The 15,537-nt window shown below is 70.0% G+C and carries 14 protein-coding genes and 1 pseudogene; 11 read left to right on the top strand and 4 right to left on the bottom strand.

The window, feature by feature from the left end; all coding sequences use genetic code 11:
- Positions 1-281 precede the first annotated feature (281 nt).
- The gene (locus tag V6V47_RS16420) at positions 282-1,106 is read right to left on the bottom strand and encodes an SAM-dependent methyltransferase (protein WP_334629091.1); all 825 of its coding nucleotides are present in this window, start codon (positions 1,104-1,106) and stop codon (positions 282-284) included.
- A 331-nt stretch (positions 1,107-1,437) separates the two neighbouring features.
- On the opposite strand from V6V47_RS16420, the gene V6V47_RS16415 reads away from it, so the two are divergent.
- On the top strand, positions 1,438-4,623 hold the full coding sequence (locus tag V6V47_RS16415; protein ID WP_334629090.1) for a penicillin acylase family protein: 3,186 nt from the start codon (positions 1,438-1,440) through the stop codon (positions 4,621-4,623).
- Between the two features lie 248 nt (positions 4,624-4,871).
- Positions 4,872-5,426, top strand: coding sequence for a DUF6789 family protein (locus V6V47_RS16410; RefSeq protein ID WP_334629089.1), 555 nt, complete (start codon positions 4,872-4,874; stop codon positions 5,424-5,426).
- On the opposite strand, the gene V6V47_RS16405 is transcribed toward V6V47_RS16410, so the two are convergent.
- Positions 5,411-6,715 carry a GAF domain-containing protein gene (locus V6V47_RS16405; protein ID WP_334629088.1) on the bottom strand — a complete coding sequence of 435 codons (1,305 nt, stop codon included), beginning with the start codon at positions 6,713-6,715 and terminating at the stop codon, positions 5,411-5,413. The genes V6V47_RS16410 and V6V47_RS16405 overlap by 16 nt on opposite strands.
- Before the next feature lie 356 nt (positions 6,716-7,071).
- Here V6V47_RS16405 and V6V47_RS16400 point away from each other — a divergent pair, with 356 nt between their 5' ends.
- Both V6V47_RS16400 and V6V47_RS16395 read left to right on the top strand, forming a co-directional pair.
- Positions 7,072-7,833, top strand: a complete 762-nt coding sequence (locus tag V6V47_RS16400) for a cyclase family protein (protein WP_334629087.1) — start codon at positions 7,072-7,074, stop codon at positions 7,831-7,833.
- A gap of 13 nt (positions 7,834-7,846) precedes the next feature.
- The gene (locus tag V6V47_RS16395) at positions 7,847-9,499 is read left to right on the top strand and encodes a thiamine pyrophosphate-binding protein (protein WP_334629086.1); all 1,653 of its coding nucleotides are present in this window, start codon (positions 7,847-7,849) and stop codon (positions 9,497-9,499) included.
- A 61-nt stretch (positions 9,500-9,560) separates the two neighbouring features.
- On the opposite strand, the gene V6V47_RS16390 is transcribed toward V6V47_RS16395, so the two are convergent.
- A complete protein-coding gene (locus V6V47_RS16390) occupies positions 9,561-10,007 on the bottom strand; it encodes an Rrf2 family transcriptional regulator (RefSeq protein ID WP_334629085.1) in 447 nt (148 codons plus the stop codon).
- A gap of 183 nt (positions 10,008-10,190) precedes the next feature.
- Between V6V47_RS16390 and V6V47_RS16385 the strand changes: the two genes are divergently transcribed.
- From V6V47_RS16385 to V6V47_RS16370, 4 genes are all read left to right on the top strand, one after another.
- On the top strand, positions 10,191-10,955 hold the full coding sequence (locus V6V47_RS16385) for an SDR family oxidoreductase (protein WP_442934242.1): 765 nt from the start codon (positions 10,191-10,193) through the stop codon (positions 10,953-10,955).
- A gap of 175 nt (positions 10,956-11,130) precedes the next feature.
- On the top strand, positions 11,131-11,574 hold the full coding sequence (locus V6V47_RS16380) for a VOC family protein (RefSeq protein WP_334629084.1): 444 nt from the start codon (positions 11,131-11,133) through the stop codon (positions 11,572-11,574).
- Between the two features lie 129 nt (positions 11,575-11,703).
- A complete protein-coding gene (locus V6V47_RS16375; protein WP_334629083.1) occupies positions 11,704-12,123 on the top strand; it encodes a nuclear transport factor 2 family protein in 420 nt (139 codons plus the stop codon).
- Between the two features lie 197 nt (positions 12,124-12,320).
- Entirely contained in the window at positions 12,321-13,133 is an 813-nt protein-coding gene (locus V6V47_RS16370) for a class I SAM-dependent methyltransferase (RefSeq protein WP_334629082.1), read from the top strand.
- A 16-nt stretch (positions 13,134-13,149) separates the two neighbouring features.
- Here the strand turns inward: V6V47_RS16370 and V6V47_RS16365 are convergent, their stop codons facing one another.
- Entirely contained in the window at positions 13,150-13,383 is a 234-nt protein-coding gene (locus V6V47_RS16365; protein ID WP_334629081.1) for a hypothetical protein, read from the bottom strand.
- 425 nt (positions 13,384-13,808) lie between these two features.
- On the opposite strand from V6V47_RS16365, the gene V6V47_RS16360 reads away from it, so the two are divergent.
- The 3 genes and pseudogenes from V6V47_RS16360 to V6V47_RS16350 all read left to right on the top strand — a co-directional run.
- Positions 13,809-14,210 carry a nuclear transport factor 2 family protein gene (locus V6V47_RS16360; RefSeq protein WP_334629080.1) on the top strand — a complete coding sequence of 134 codons (402 nt, stop codon included), beginning with the start codon at positions 13,809-13,811 and terminating at the stop codon, positions 14,208-14,210.
- 84 nt (positions 14,211-14,294) lie between these two features.
- Complete coding sequence (locus V6V47_RS16355; protein WP_334629079.1) at positions 14,295-15,248, top strand: sulfotransferase family protein; 954 nt, start codon at positions 14,295-14,297, stop codon at positions 15,246-15,248.
- A 57-nt stretch (positions 15,249-15,305) separates the two neighbouring features.
- A pseudogene (locus V6V47_RS16350) lies at positions 15,306-15,527 on the top strand (GrpB family protein); the annotation flags it as partial.
- Positions 15,528-15,537 lie beyond the last annotated feature (10 nt).

The raw sequence follows: 15,537 nt of genomic DNA, 5'->3' as shown, positions 1-15,537 counted from the left end.
GTGTGGGACGTGGTGGTCTCGTATGCGCGACGTCTTGGATGATCGAACGCCTTGCGCCTGTCCTGCGGACCACGGACGCGAACGCCGCTGCGGCGTGGTACGCCCGCTGCCGGCAAGGGGCTACGGGCCACCTGGGCCATCGTCGGACCCTCAGGCGCTCTCCATTCCGGTGAACGTCTTCACGATGACGAGGGTAGGCAGCGCCTGGCACTGGTGGACGGCCCGTGGCCTTGCGGCCCGATATCGGGTCGAAGCAGGTTCAGCGCAACGGCCGGCACCCGTCAGCGTTTGCGGGCCACCCCAGCGAGCATGGTGTGGTAGCTGTCCTTCTGCTCGGCCACGGCTTCGCCGTCGGGTCGCCACTCGGCCAGCGGCACCAGCCCTGGTTCGATCAGCTCGAAGTCGCCGAAGAACGCCTCGATCTCCGAGCGGCGGCGCCAGCGCCCGGTGCCCAGGCTCTCGTTGAACAGCCGCTCGGCGTCATGCACCTTCGCGGATGTCTCCGGATGCTCCTCGGCCGGATCCCAGAAATGAATGATCGCCAGGTGGCTGCCGGGCGGTAGCGCGTCTCGCAGATTCGCCGCCACCCCGCCCGGGTCCTCGGCGTCGTTCAGGTGGTGCAGGACCGAGAAGAGCAGCAGACCGATCGGTTGGGTGAAGTCGAGCTTCTCCCGCACGACCGGGTGCTCGAGAATCGTCTCGGGGGAGCGGATGTCTGCCTCGATCAACACGCTGGTGCCGTCACCGGCGAGCAGCGCGTGCCCGTGCACCAGCACCGTCGGATCGTTGTCGACGTAGACGACCCGCGCCGCCGGGTCGACCTCGTGCGCGACCTGGTGCACGTTGGTCTCGGTGGGCAGCCCCGAACCGATGTCGAGGAACTGCCGGATGCCGGCCTCAGCCGCCAGGTGACGCACCACCCGGCGCAGGAGGGCCCGACAGGCGCGCCCCGCCTCCTGCGCGTCCGGCACGATCTCCAGCGCGCGCTGCGCGACCATCCGGTCGACCGCGAAGTGATCCTTGCCGCCGACCATGAAGTCATAGACCCGAGCGATGCTCGGAGTGGAGACGTCAACCCCCGGGGGTGCTGCCTCGTCCGTGGTCATCGAGCACCCTCCCTTGCGGAAATCCAACGGCCCGGCATCGAGGGTAATCGAGGAATGTCGCTGCGGGGGCCCGTAGTCAACCCCGGCGCGACGGACCCGCCACGCGGCTCTGCCATCCCACGGTGCCACCGTTCCGGAAGACGGCGAAACGTCGGCATTGGCGCGTGGTGAACGACGGCTAGCCCGAACGGCGGTCCTGAGCCGATCATTGCCCAGATCGACATGAGTCATTCTCACCTCCAGCTGAAACGCCCGGGCATGGAGGGCGAGAGGTCGACACCGGCAGCCGGGCGTACCGAACGGCCCGACTCCGCGTCCCCGGAGGATCGCCATGCCCAGACCCGCCCTTCGCGCCCGGCTCGCGGCGCTCACCGCCGCCACCCTGACCGCGAGCGTCCTGACGGTCGTCCCGCCGTCACCGGCGCTCGCCGCGACCACCTTCACTCCCGACGACTACTGCCTCGGCCAGTGCGCCGACATCCTGCCCCCCGGGCAGAACGGCAACGCCACGTTGGTCGCCATCCTGGCCCACCAAGCGCTCGGCACCCGCCCGGCACACTCCAGTGACCAGCTCGACGAGTACGCGAACCTCGTCTACAACTACGCCGGGCTGACCGACGAGCAGATCGGCCACTTCTACAACGACGCCTCGTTCGGCGTCCCCGCCGCGCAGGTGGAGAGCACCGTCTCGCCGCGATCGGACGTCACCATCGTGCGGGACAAGGCCACCGGCGTCCCGCACGTCACCGGCACCACCCGCGCCGGCACCATGTTCGGCGCCGGCTACGCCGGGGCCCAGGACCGGCTCTGGGTGATGGACCTGCTGCGGCACGTCGGCCGCGGCAACGTCACCTCGTTCGCCGGCGGCGCCCCCGGCAACCGTGACCTGGAGCAGAGCGTCTGGGCCAACTCGCCGTACACCGAGGCGGACCTCCAGGCCCAGGTGGATGCGCTGCGCACCAAGGGCGCCCGGGGCCAGCAGCTCTACACCGACGTGGTCGACTACATCGCCGGCATCAACGCCTACATCGACAAGTCGATCGCCGACGACAACTACCCGGGTGAGTACGTGCTCGCCGGCGCCGGCAAGCCGACGCACTTCACCATGACCGACCTGATCGCCACCGCCGGCGTGATCGGCGGGCTCTTCGGTGGGGGCGGCGGCAGCGAGATCCAGTCCGCGCTGGTCCGGGTGGCCGCCCGCGCCAAGTACGGCGCCACCGAGGGCGACCGGGTGTGGGCGGCGTTCCGCTCCCAGAACGACCCGGAGACCGTGCTCACCCTGCACGACGGGCAGAGCTTCCCGTACGGGGCGACGCCACCCGGCGCGACCAGCGCGGTGCTCCCCGACGCCGGCTCGGTGGTCGCCGAGCCCCTCGCCTACGACCAGAGCGGCGGGGCCGCCGCCCGTACCGGCGCCAGCACCGCCACCAAGGAACTGCTCGGCGGCCTGGCCAACCTGCGCGCGCACGGCATGTCCAACGCGGTAGTGGTCTCCGGACGGCACACCACCACCGGCAACCCGGTTGCCGTGTTCGGGCCGCAGACCGGCTACTTCGCGCCGCAGTTGCTGATGCTCCAGGAGCTGCAGGGGCCCGGCATCAGCGCTCGCGGCGCCGCGTTCGCCGGGCTCAACCTCTACGTGCTGCTCGGCCGGGGCCAGGACTACGCGTGGAGCGCGACCTCCGCCTCCCAGGACCTCACCGACACGTACGCGGTGCCGCTGTGCACCACCGACGGCAGCGCCCCGACGCTGCGCACCAACCGCTACCTCTACCACGGGCAGTGCCTCGCCATGGAGGCGCTGGAGCAGCGCAACTCCTGGTCTCCGACGCTGGCCGACTCCACCCCGGCCGGCTCGTACACACTGCGCGCGCTGCGCACCAAGTACGGGCTGGTGACCCACCGGGGCCTGGTGAACGGGCAGCCGACCGCGTTCACCAAACTGCGCTCGACCTACCGGCACGAGGCCGACTCGGCGATCGGTTTCCAGGCCTTCAACGACCCGTCCGCGATGGGCAGCGCGTCGGCCTTCCAGGCGTCCGCGGCCGACGTCGGGTATGCGTTCAACTGGTTCTACGTCAACTCGACCGAGGCGGCGTACTACAACTCCGGCTCGAACCCGGTCCGTCCGGCCACCGCAGACCCGAACCTGCCCACCAGGGCCGAACCGGCGTACGAGTGGGCCGGCTGGAACCCGGACACCAACGACGCCACCTACACCCCGGCGTCGGCGCATCCGCAGTCGGTCAACCAGGACTACTACGTCAGCTGGAACAACAAGCAGGCACGGGACTTCGGGGCCGCCGACGGCAACTTCAGCTTCGGCTCCGTACACCGGGCTCAGTTGCTCGACGGCCCGGTGCGCGCCGCGATCGCCCAGCGCAAGCTCGGCCGCGCCGACGTCGTCAAGATCATGGCGGACGCGGCGGTGACCGACCTGCGCGGCCAGCAGGTTCTCGGCGACCTGCTGCGGGTGCTGGACAGCACGCCGATCACCGATCCGGCGCTGGCCGACGCGGTGGGCAAGCTGCGCGCCTGGCAGCAGGCCGGGACCCGCCGGGTGGAGACGTCCCCCGGCTCCAAGGTCTACCAGCACGCCGACGCCATCCGGATCTTCGACGCCTGGTGGCCGCTGCTGGCCTCGGCGCAGTTCCGCCCCGGCCTCGGGCCGGACCTCTACGCCGCGCTGGTCGACGCCATCGAGGTGAACGAGGCGCCGTCCGGCGGCCAGAACGGCGGGCGCGACGGCGCCGCGAGCTGGGCGTTGCAGGGGCAGGCGCACAAGGGCTCGTCGTTCCAGCACGGCTGGTGGGGCTACGTCGACAAGGACCTGCGCAGCGTTCTCGGCGACCCGGTGGCCGGCGGGTTGGGCCGCGCGTACTGCGGCAACGGCAACCTCGGCGCCTGCCGGCAGGCGTTGCTCGACGCGCTCGGCCAGGCCGCCGCGGTGCCGGCCGGCACGGTCTACCCGGGCGACAAGTCCTGCGGGGCCGGCGACCAGTGGTGCGCCGACGCGATCGCCCATTCCGGCCTGGGCGGCATCACCCACCCGGTGATCGCCTGGCAGAACCGCCCCACCTACCAGCAGGTCGTCTCGTTCCCGGCGCGCCGGGGCGACGACGTCACCAACCTCGCCCAGGGCCGCCCGGCCACCGCGTCGAGCACCCAGTTCCTGACCGGCCACACCCCCGGCAAGGCGGTCGACGGCAGCCTCGGCAGCCGGTGGGCCAGCAGCTACAACGACAACCAGTGGCTCCGGGTCGACCTCGGCGCGGCCCGCACCGTCAGCCGGGCGGTGCTGCGGTGGGAGTCCGCCTACGCCACCTCGTACCGGATCGAGGTCTCCGGCGACGGCAGCTCCTGGACGCCGGTGTTCGCCACCACCACCGGCAACGGTGGCGTCGACAACGCCACCTTCGCCCCGGTCAGCGCCCGTTACGTTCGGGTGTACGGGGTCAGCCGGGCCACCTCGTACGGGTTCTCGCTCTACGAGTTCGAGCTCTACGGACGGTGACCTCGGCCGGAGGGGCCGGCGGGAACCACCCGCCGGCCCCCGCCACCAGTTCGGGATGGAGGTGCCGGCCCGTGCTCGCCGTCGGCGATAACGGTGGGGCGGATCAGGCCGAGACGGACGCTCCCGCGACGGTGTTCAGGTTTCTCCCGGCCCGGCGGGGGAACGAGATGTGCGGGTAGGCGTAAGGAAGGCAAGACGGCGCGACGTCGACGAGATCCCACGGTGTATCGGGCGGGTGATCAGGTCCAGTGAATACCTCCAGGCGGGTTGCCCACGGTGCCCTGGCCGGCGTAGGCGCCACCGTCGCCATGACCGGTGTGCTGGCGGTGGGGCGTCGGCTCGGCGGCTATCCCGAACAGCCGCCGAAGCGGCTCGTCCGCCGCTTCGCCCGCCGGGCCGGGATGTCGGCACGACGTCAGAGTCCCGGGGTCCGGGCCGCGTGGCCGTTGGCGCATTTCGGCTTCGGCGCAGCCTACGGGGCCGGCTACGCGCTGGCGGTTCGCCGCTCGTCAGCCTCCCGGGGAATCGCGGCCGGCCTGGGGCTCTGGGCCAGTTCGTACCTGGGTTGGGTGCCGGCCCTCGGCCTTCTTCCGCCACCGCAGCGGGACGACCCCGCTCGCGCGGTCACCACCTTCGCGGCCCACGTCGTCTACGGAGCGGTCCTGGGCGTGATCGCCAAGCCGGGTACGGACCTGACCCAGGAGCTGACGCCGCACCGTCGAGGGCAGGGCGGCGGAAGGCTGCGCTCGTCGCTGGCTGAACTCCACGGCGAGAGACGGGGCGGCGATCAGCGGTTGAGGTAGGCGGTCAACCCGCCGAGTTCCTCGCTGGCGATGAACACCGACCGGACGTTGAGAATGGCTTCTTCGACGTGAGCGGGGCATCCCCATGCCGCGTCGCCCCACGAATCGGCGATCTTGATCTCGGCCGGCGCGGTGCACACGGCGGTGCCGCCGAGCTGGCAGTGGTCGGGATGCGGCGTGGCGGCCTGCGCGGCTGCGGCGACGCGCATCTGATCGGCGAGTTCCGCGGCGGCGGCGGCTCGCTGCTCAGCCTCGGCGCGCAGTTCCCGCTCCACGCGCACGACTTTGGCCAGTTCGTCGTTGGCTGACGTGGCACGTGCTTCGGCGGCGAGTTTCGCCTGCTCGATGTGGTGGCGTTCGATGGCCAGGGCTGCGGTGCCGGCGAAGAGCCGGGCGAGGGCGAGGTCACTGTCCTGGGGGACGCGCGGGGTCCGGTGGTACATGGCGAAGGTGCCCAAGAGGCTGCCGTCGCGGGCCGAAATCGGCGTGGACCAGCAGGCTGCCAGTCCGGCCTGGCCGGCCAGGTCTCGGAAGTCGTCCCAGAACGGGTCGGTGGCGATGTCGGTGACGATGACCGGCTCCCGCCGGTAAGCGGCGGTGCCACACGAACCGACACCTTCACCGGTCGCAATGCCGTCGATGGCCTCGTTGTAGAAGGCCGGCAGGCTCGGCGCGGCACCGTGCCGCAGGTGCTGGGCGTCGGAGTCGGCGAGCAGGATGGAGACGAGCACCTCCTGCGGGGCAAGATTCTCGATACAGCGAGCCATCCCGTCGAGCACCTCGGTCAGGGGTGCCTGGCGGGCGATCTGCTCCAGCAGGGCGCGGTGTTCGGCCATCAGCCGTTGAGCGTGCTTGACCTGGGTGGTCTCCACGCCGAGCACATGGATCCCGGTCACATTGCCGTCGGCGTCGCGGCGAGGCTCGTAGGTGAGGTCGAAGAACGCCTCCCGCGTCTGCGGGCCGCTGCCCAACGTGACCAGCACGTCACGACCGGTGTAGGGCTCACCCGTTCGAAAGACCTGGTCCAACAGAGGTATGAAGCCTTGACCTGCCACCTCGGGCATCAATTCGGCGAGCGCGACCCCGGCGCGAGCCTGCCCCTCACCGATGGCGGCGAAGAAGGCCGGGTTGGCCGTCTCCACCAGATGCGCCGGCCCCGACAGTGACGCGAAAACGGCGACGGACTGCCCGAACAGGGCGCGCAGATCCTCCTCCGCTGCTTGCCCGGCAGCCACCGGACTCGCAGCAGTAGGCCTCTGGCCTGATACCGCCGTCATGTTGTGGCTCACTCTCGTCTGCGGGGGCGGGCAACGTTCGAAGGCGCCACGGTCGGTGCGGCGGCCAGTGCGCAGGCGAGAGGCGCCGGCCGCCCGTGCAGCGTACCCGCGTGCTCGCCAGGTCACGAAGCTGAGGCCTTACCCACCCACCACGCGCCGCAACCCGTGCCCGCCTCCGGAGTGCCACCCGGTAAGCCGAATCAACGAGCCCAGGCCCACCAATCCTGCCGGCATGAGGCGGCGCGGGCAGCGGGGCCCGGTGGCGGCCGATAAGAACCTGGTCGTTGATCAACCGCACGCTCGAGCGCCGCTGACTCACCTCTTTCGCAGGTCCATCGTGGAGCATCAGCGGCGTGTACCGTCGCTGCATGACGGTGCTGCAGGAGTTTGTCGCCGCTCTTTCCAGCGGCCGGATCCAAGTTGTCGACCTCACCGCTCCGCTCTCGGACCAGACCCCGATCCTGGGGTTGCCCGAGCAGTTCGGCCAGACCTGGCCGTTCCGGCTCAGCGAGATCAGCCGGTACGACGACCGCGGTCCGGCCTGGTACTGGAACAACATCTCCACCGGCGAGCACACCGGCACCCACTTCGACGCCCCGGTGCACTGGGTCACCGGTCAGCAGGGCGCGGACGTGTCGCAGGTCCCGGTGAGCCAGTTGATCGCCCCGGCGGTGGTGATCGACCACGCCACCGACGCCGCCGACAACCCGGACTTCCTGCTCGAGGTCGAGCACATCAAGGCGTGGGAGGCCGAACACGGCGCCCTGCCGACCGGTGGTTGGCTGCTCTACCGCACCGGCTGGGACGCGTACGGCGACGACCCGGAGCGTTACGCCAACGCCGGGCGTACCCCGGGCATCTCCGTCGAGTGCGCCCGCTGGCTGGCCGAGGAATCGCCGATCCAGGGCGTCGGGGTGGAGACGGTCGGGACCGACGCGGGCGCCGCGCATTCGTTCGACCCGCCGTTCCCGTGCCACTCGTTCCTCCTCGGCCAGGACAAGTACGGCCTGACCCAGCTCCGTAACCTGGCGCAGTTGCCGGCGACCGGCGCGGTGGTGATCGCTGGACCGCTGCCGATCGTCTCCGGGTCCGGCAGCCCGTGCCGGGTCCTCGCGCTGGTCGAACGGTAGGACCGGGCCACAGATGCGGGTAGCCGAGGTGGTCGGGCGGGTCCTGTACGAACACGGCGCACGCTACGTCTTCGGGGTGGTCGGCAGCGGCAACTTCCATGTCACGAACGCGCTCGTGGCGGCCGGCGCCCGGTTCGTGGCGGCGGCCCACGAGGGCGGCGCGGCGAGCATGGCCGACGGGTACGCCCGCACCTCCGCGACGGTGGCCCTGCTCTCGGTGCACCAGGGCCCGGGCGTCACCAATGCGCTGACCGGCCTCACCGAGGCCGCGAAGAGCCGTACCCCGATGGTGGTCCTGGCTCCGGAGGCGACCGCGCCTCGGTCGAACTTCTTCATCGACCTGCCGGCGCTCGCCGCCGCGGTCGGGGCCGACTTCCATCGGGTACGCGCGACGCACGCGGCCGAGGACGCGGGCGCGGCATTTCGGGCCGCCGCTCGGGGCGCGACGGTCGTGCTGGGCCTCCCGTTGGAGGTGCAGCGCACCGCGACCGACCCGTGGTCCGGCCCGGTCGCTGCGGTCGCGCCGAACACGGCCACCGCCCCGCAGGTCGAGCCGTTGCTGGCCGCGCTCCAGGCCGCACGTCGACCGGTCTTCCTCGCGGGCCGGGGCGCCCGGGCGGCCCGGGAACCGCTGACCCGGCTCGCCGACGAGTGCGGTGCACTGCTCGCGGTCTCGGCCGCGGCGAAGGGACTGTTCGCCGGGAACCCGTGGTACATCGACGTGGCCGGCGGGTTCGCCACCCCGCTCGCCACCGAGCTGATCGGCACGGCGGACCTCGTCGTCGCATGGGGCAGCACGCTGAACATGTGGACCACCCGGCACGGCGAACTGATCCCGCCCACCGCAGTCGTCGTCCAGGTGGACCACGACCCGGCCGCGTTCGGGGTGAACCGCCCGGTCGACGTGACGGTGGCCGGCGAGGTGTCGGCGGTCGCCGAGGCGGCACTCGGTCGGCTGGGCTCCACCGGCCCCGTGCACGCCGGGCCGCGTGGCTGGCGTACGCCGGAGCTGGCACAACGCATTCGCGAGCATGGCCGGTGGCGGACGGTCCCGTACTCGGACGAGGGTGGGCCGGCGCGGGCCGGCACTCCGGCGACGATCGACCCGAGGACGCTGTCGGCCGCCCTGGACGACCTGCTGCCGCCCGAGCGGACGGTGGTGGTCGACTCCGGCAACTTCATGGGCTACCCGTCGATGTGGCTCGACGTGCCGGACGTGGCCGGATTCTGTTTCACCCAGGCGTTCCAGTCGGTCGGGCTCGGCCTGGCCAGTGCGCTCGGCGCGGCGGTCGCCCGGCCGGACCGGCTCACCGTAGCCACGGTCGGCGACGGCGGCTTCGTCATGTCCGCGACCGAACTGGTCACCGCCGTCCGGCTGGCGCTACCCCTCCTCGTGGTGATTTACGACGACGCGGCGTACGGCGCCGAGGTGCACCACTTCGGCCCGAACGGGCACCCGTTGGAGACGGTCACCTTCCCCGAGACCGACCTGGCCGCGATCGCCCGTGGCTACGGCTGCGAAGGGTTGACCGTCCGGACCGTCGACGATCTCGAACCGGCACGCCGCTGGCTCGCTGGACCCCGTACCCGACCGCTCGTGGTCGACGCGAAGGTCTGCGCCGCACGAGGCTCATGGTGGCTGGAGGAGGCGTTCCGTGGCCACTGAGCCACCGTCGTACGTCCGGGCGGGGCGACGGGATCGCTCCTGAGAGCGCGGGCATCCGTCGTCAGGCCGTGGCGGGCTGCTGGGCCAGCACGTCACGGAGCATGTCCGCGATGGTGGTGGTCGCCAGCTCGCGCCGTACGGCCTCGTCGAGTCGACCGAAGACCGGGCGCAGGGCCGGTTGGATGCCGAACCCAATCGGGCAGGAACCGCTCGGCGGGGAATGGTGCAGCGCGAAGAGTTGCTCGTCGTCCCCGACCGCGAGATGAACGTCCAGCAGGGTGATCTGCTCTGGCGCGCGCGTGAGGTTCCAGCCAGCGCCCGCGCCTCGCCGGGATTGCACGAGCCCCGCTTCGCGTAGCTGACCGAGGCAGCGGCGGATGACCACCGGGTTGGTGTTGACGCTGACGGCGAGGCGCTGCGACGTGGCCACCGCCGCAGGGTCGCGCTGATCCAGCGCCATCCACGTCAACACGTGCACGGCGACGCACAACCTGCTGTTTCCGCTCATCGTACCCATCTCCGTCTGCTTGTTGTAACCACAGATGCTACATCGGCCCCTGTCCGATCTGCCCCGTTTGTCGATGCTAGATGTAGCAATTATTGTTACATCCAGCGCCGCTAACGACGGCGCCCCCGTGGTCCGCGGCGACAGACGCGGACCCGCACCCATCTCGCTGGAAACAACGACCGATTGGAAGGCAGCCCCATGGGTCAGCTTCACGGCAAGACCGCGGTGATCACCGGCGGTACGAGTGGAATCGGCCTCGCGGCCGCCCGGCGATTCGTCGCAGAGGGCGCGCACGTGTTCATCACCGGTCGGCGCGAGGACGCCCTCGGCGCGGCCGTCGCCGCGATCGGCAGCGGCGTCACGGGCTTTCGTGGCGACGTCGCTGACCTGGGCGATCTCGACCGGCTCTACGCTGCCGTCGCGCAGCAGGGCCGACGCATCGACGTGCTGTTCGCCAACGCGGGCGGGGGATCCTTCCGCCGCTTGGAACAGACCTCCGAGGAGCACTTCGACCAGATTTTCGACAGCAATGTCAAGGGACTGCTGTTCACCGTGCAGAAGGCACTGCCCCAGCTCAACGACGGCGCCTCGGTGATCCTGACCGGATCCACCTCCGCGAGCGTCGGCAAGGAGGCCTTCGGCGTGTACGGCGCGTCCAAAGCTGCCGTGCGTTCCTTCGCCCGGACCTGGGCCAATGAGCTCAGGGGTCGTCACATCCGCGTGAACACCCTGACCCCTGGCCCCACCGACACCCCCGGCATCACCGGTCTCGCCCCCGACCAGGAGAAGGCCGCCCAACTCAAGGGTTTCCTGGCCAGCCAGGTCCCATTGGGTCGGATGGGTACCCCAGACGAGATCGCCTCGGCCGCGCTGTTCCTGGCCAGCGAGCAGAGCAGCTTCATCACCGGCATCGAACTGTTCGTCGACGGCGGCGTCAACCAGATCTGATCATCGCGCCTCCGACGCTCGCGGGCCGCAGGCGTGAACAACGCCTGTTACGCCCAGACAAGCACCGTGCCGCTGAGATACTGGCCGTGACTTGGGAGCAGGCCGAGCGGCAAGGGCCGCTTGCGTCGGGGTGCGGACGCGCGTCGCCACACCATCACTTCCAACAGAGGGAATCATGTCCAGCAACCCCGACCCCGGCTTCACCGTGTCGCTGCACAACATCACCATCACCGTCTCCGATCTCGACTCGGCCGTGCAGTGGTGGAATCAGGTCTTCGGGCTGCGCGAGACGGCGCGCTCGCGATTCGACGCCATCAACGCGGACGTCGCCTACGTCGAAGGCCACGATCTGCGGCTCGAACTGCTCCAGCCCGCCAACGGCTACCGCGTACCCGACATGTTCCTGCAACCGCCAGAGCACGTCCGACCCATCGGAAACAAGGCTCTCGTCTTCCGGGTGGACGACCTCGCCCGTGCCACCGACCGGTTCCGGGACCTGGGCGTGAGCATCGTCTGGGATCAGGTGGACCTCGGCGATGGCAGCGTGTCCACCGCCATCCGCGACAACGACGGCAACTTCATCAACGTCTTCCAGTCCGGAGCCAGCCCGGTCGGCTGACGCTCCGACCGGAGGGGATGCGCATCGACGCGCATTCTGCCGAAGCGCGCCGGGATCGGACCGTCCGGTCCCGGCGCGGGACGCCCTGCACCCAGTGCACAGAGCGCGCTTCTCAGAAAGGTAAGGCAGATGAGGAACGCACGCGAGCTGCTGCTCGCCTACACCGCCACCATCGCCGATCCGGATGCCACGGCTGCGCTGTTCACCGCCGACGGCGTCATCGAACTGCCCTACGTGGCCTCGATCGGACTGCCGCCGCGCATCAGTGGACCGGACGAGATTCGCGCGTTCATCGTCGGCCTGCTCAAGGTGGTACCGGACTTCGGCTTCGACAGCGTCGAGATTCTCATCGACACCCCGGATCAGGCGTTCGGCGAGTACTCCGTGGAGCGCGTCACGGTGACCGGGCGCCCCTTCAGCCAGATGTACGCCGGTCGCCTCGTCGCCGAACATGGCAAGATCAAACTGTTGCGGGAGTCGCTCGACCTCGTCCGGGCCGCCCGTGCCATGCTGCCCAACGGAGTCGCCGACATTCCCCGTGACCGGTAGGCACCGGGGAATGGTCCTGGCGGCGGCCCGTCCCAGCGCTGACGGGGCTCAGCGCGCGCAGTGCGGGCCCCGCGGGGGCTCGATTGTCACCGCGAATCGATCCGGAACTCCCGCAGCGTGATGGGTTACATCGTCGTGACGGTTTCGTGCCGCCCGTAAGCGGGTTCCGGACGGCCTGGCCACCGTATGGTACGGCGATGGCTTCTCCTGTCTGGGCCGACGGTGCGGCGTACGAGGCGTATGTGGGTCGGTGGAGCCGCCTCGTCGCTGCGGATTTCGTGCGCTGGCTCGATCTGCCGGGCGGGTCGCGCTGGCTCGATGTGGGTAGCGGCACCGGCGTGCTGACCTCGACGGTGCTGGCGACCGCGCAGCCACGGCAGGTCATCGGCGTGGATCCCTCCGAGGGCTTCGTGACGCAGGCCCGCACCCAGGTCACTGATCCGCGGGCCGCTTTCACGGTTGGCGATGCCCGGATGCTGCCCCTTCCGGACGGCGCCGTCGACGTGCTCGTGAGTGGGCTGGTGCTGAACTTCGTACCCGAGCCAGCGCGGGCGGTGGCGGACTTCGCCCGAGTGGCCGCCATCGGCGGAGTGGTGGCCGCGTACGTCTGGGACTACGCCCAAGGGATGGAGATGATGCGGCACTTCTGGGACGCTGCCAGCTCGCTCGATCCCGCCGCAGCCGCGCGGGACGACGGGCGCCGGTTCTCGCTCTGCCAGCCGGAGGCGCTCCGGGCCCTGTGGCGCGACGGTGGGCTGACGGATGTGTCGGTGGAGGCGATCGACGTACCGACTGTCTTCACCGACTTCGCCGACTACTGGACGCCGTTCCTCGGAGGGCAGGGCTCGGCCCCGGCCTACCTGGCCTCGTTGGCCGAGCCCGAGCGGGTCGCTCTGCGGGAGTTGCTCGCCGTCCGGCTGCCGCCCGGACCCGACGGGTCGATCCGGCTGACGGCCCGTGCCTGGGCAGTCCGCGGGACCCGGGCGTCCACGCGCCGGTACTCGACGTAGCAGCGGCCCGCCGTGGTCAGGGCCCACGGCGGACGGGGCCGCGGATCGTCTGCTGCCCGAAGCCAACAGTCAGCGCTGCGGCGACACCGGTGGCGCCGAGGGCGATACCGCCAGCGGCCAATGAGACGCTTGCAATGAGAACGATCGCCACTACGACGCCCGTGACGAGGATGCCGCCCAGGACCGCCCACCCGAGCCGAGTGAGTGCCACCGCTCCGCGCCGAATCGGGTACCTGTGCTCCTCGTCCACGATCGCCACCTTGGCACCGGCCCTGCTTGATGGCAAGCGTTACCAGCTGACGCCCACCTGTGCCGCCGACGGATGCCGGGTGCGGGCGAGCTGAACGGGCACGTCCTGCCGATCCCGCTTGTGCCACCCGAACGAGACAAGCCCCGGCCATACGACGGCAGCCCTCCGGGTGACAGGCCAGCCGGATCCGCAGCAGAGACACGCCACGCAACTTCCGGGCGGTTACGGTCAGCACAGATCGGCACGGGCGCTCCGCCGGACGGAACCCGAAGCCGAAATCACCTCTGCCGTTACGTCTCGGCCGAGGCCCACGCGGTCGATGAAGTCGCCACTGGAGACAGGGCCGCCGGCAGTGACGTCGTGCTCCACATGCCTCAAAGCGCCAGCGCCACAGATACCGAGATCGACAACGGAGGTGCACACAGATGACTACCCGTGATGTCGTTCAGGAGTTCTTCGGCATGGTCGGCGGGGGCGCCGACCCGGATGACATAGCTATGCTCTTCAGCGACGAGATCGACTGGGACGTGCCCGGGTCGCCGTCGATACCGTGGACTGGTAGGCGTTCCAGGCGTGCCGACGTCGCCGACTACCTGCGGACACTCGGCGCGAACATCGTGCCGGAGGAGAACGTCGACGAGATCGAGGCGATCGTGTACGACGGGGACCACGCGGTGATGCTGGGGCGGTTCGGTCGCGTCGCGCGCAACACCGGTCGACGGTACGAGATGGCCGTGGCCATGCATTTCCAGGTCAGCGGTGACAAGATCATCAAATTTCGCCTCTACGAGGACTCTTTCAAGGTCGCCAACGCATACGCCGAATGACGCGGTCAGCTGAGCCGCGGTGCCGGCGGGTGAAGGGGGCAAATGGCTTGCACCGGCGCCGGGCCGAGAGTTTGACTGCTCGCCATGCCCCCCTCGCCGGTCTTCGTTGCGGGTACGGGTCGTTCGGGGACGTCACGGATCGCCGACATCATCGGCGAACATCCGCTGATCCATCGGATTCCCATGGAGACCCGGTTTCTCATCGACCCGGGTGGCCTGCGGGACCTGGCGGACGCGCTCACCGATCGATACGACCCCACCGTCGGTGAAGACGCCCTGCACCGATTGAGCGATCTCCTCACCGTACGGGTGCCCGGCCGGCGCGACGATCGCGGCAAGACCGTTCCCGAGCTGGTCGGCGAGCGGCGCTACCGGGACGCGGTGCAGCAGCTTTGGCCGCAGTTGATCGCGTACGCATACGAGGATCCTGCGCCTGCGGGAGGCTTCGGGAACGCCGACCGGCCTGTCGGGCCGTTCGAGCCGCTAAGCCGCAGGCGGGTAGTCCCCAGGTATTTCAGCGACCGGGGCGAGCTGCTCGGGATCTTGCGGGGCCTGATCGACACCATGTTCGGCGGAGCAGCCGCCGACGCGGGCAAGCCGACCTGGTGCGAGAAGACGCCGTTCAACCTGCTGTGCATGGAGTTCCTCTGGGAACTGGTCCCCGAAGCGAGCATCGTGCACATCAAGCGTCACCCGGTCTCGGTGCTGGCATCCCACCTGGCCCAGCCATGGGCGCCGCCCACCGTCGACGGCGCGCTCGCCTACCTCAAGCCGGTCTACCACCGATGGCTCACCTGGAGGAACACGGTCGACCTGACGGGCAGGCGATACGTCGAGGTGAAAGCAGAAGACCTCGCAGCCGACTGGCCCGGGCAGCGCCGGGCCCTGTTCGAACGGCTCGACGTCGACGACTTCGCCACCCCGTCAACGTTTCAGTCGCACAAGCTGACAAACCGCAACGACCAGTTCGACCACGAAACCCGCGAGTTCATCGAAGAAGCACTCGGTGAGGTCATCCCGGCCATGGGATATGAGTGACGGCGCTGGCCAAGATCATCAGAGGTCTGAACCGCGGAGACGCGGTCTGAGCAGTTCCCGCTGCTCTTCCGTGACCATCTACGGGCACATCCCCCGGCCGCCGGCGGGTACGCCGATGGGAAGCGCCGACTGGCGGCGCAGTTTCGCCACGACCGGCCGGCCGACGTCGGGGCCAAAGGCTCGATCGTCTGGAAGGTCATCCGGCACGCGGACGCCTGGGCTCAGCACATCGGATGGGCATCCACGCCGACCAATGCCTGTTCATGCAACGCCGGCTGAGCCCGCACCT

The organism is Micromonospora sp. CPCC 205539 (assembly GCF_036906815.1).
In the GTDB taxonomy this organism is placed as follows: Bacteria; Actinomycetota; Actinomycetes; order Mycobacteriales; family Micromonosporaceae; genus Micromonospora.
The sequence above is the reverse complement of the archived record's forward strand: the minus strand, read 5'-3'. Positions and strand labels throughout refer to the sequence as shown.

Coding starts and splice junctions, on each gene's coding strand:
- V6V47_RS16420 (WP_334629091.1), bottom strand. CDS start 1,106: ATGACCACGGACGAGGCAGCACCCCCGGGGGTTGACGTCTCCACTCCG.
- V6V47_RS16415 (WP_334629090.1), top strand. CDS start 1,438: ATGCCCAGACCCGCCCTTCGCGCCCGGCTCGCGGCGCTCACCGCCGCC.
- V6V47_RS16400 (WP_334629087.1), top strand. CDS start 7,072: ATGACGGTGCTGCAGGAGTTTGTCGCCGCTCTTTCCAGCGGCCGGATC.
- V6V47_RS16395 (WP_334629086.1), top strand. CDS start 7,847: ATGCGGGTAGCCGAGGTGGTCGGGCGGGTCCTGTACGAACACGGCGCA.
- V6V47_RS16390 (WP_334629085.1), bottom strand. CDS start 10,007: ATGAGCGGAAACAGCAGGTTGTGCGTCGCCGTGCACGTGTTGACGTGG.
- V6V47_RS16380 (WP_334629084.1), top strand. CDS start 11,131: ATGTCCAGCAACCCCGACCCCGGCTTCACCGTGTCGCTGCACAACATC.
- V6V47_RS16375 (WP_334629083.1), top strand. CDS start 11,704: ATGAGGAACGCACGCGAGCTGCTGCTCGCCTACACCGCCACCATCGCC.
- V6V47_RS16370 (WP_334629082.1), top strand. CDS start 12,321: ATGGCTTCTCCTGTCTGGGCCGACGGTGCGGCGTACGAGGCGTATGTG.
- V6V47_RS16360 (WP_334629080.1), top strand. CDS start 13,809: ATGACTACCCGTGATGTCGTTCAGGAGTTCTTCGGCATGGTCGGCGGG.
- V6V47_RS16355 (WP_334629079.1), top strand. CDS start 14,295: ATGCCCCCCTCGCCGGTCTTCGTTGCGGGTACGGGTCGTTCGGGGACG.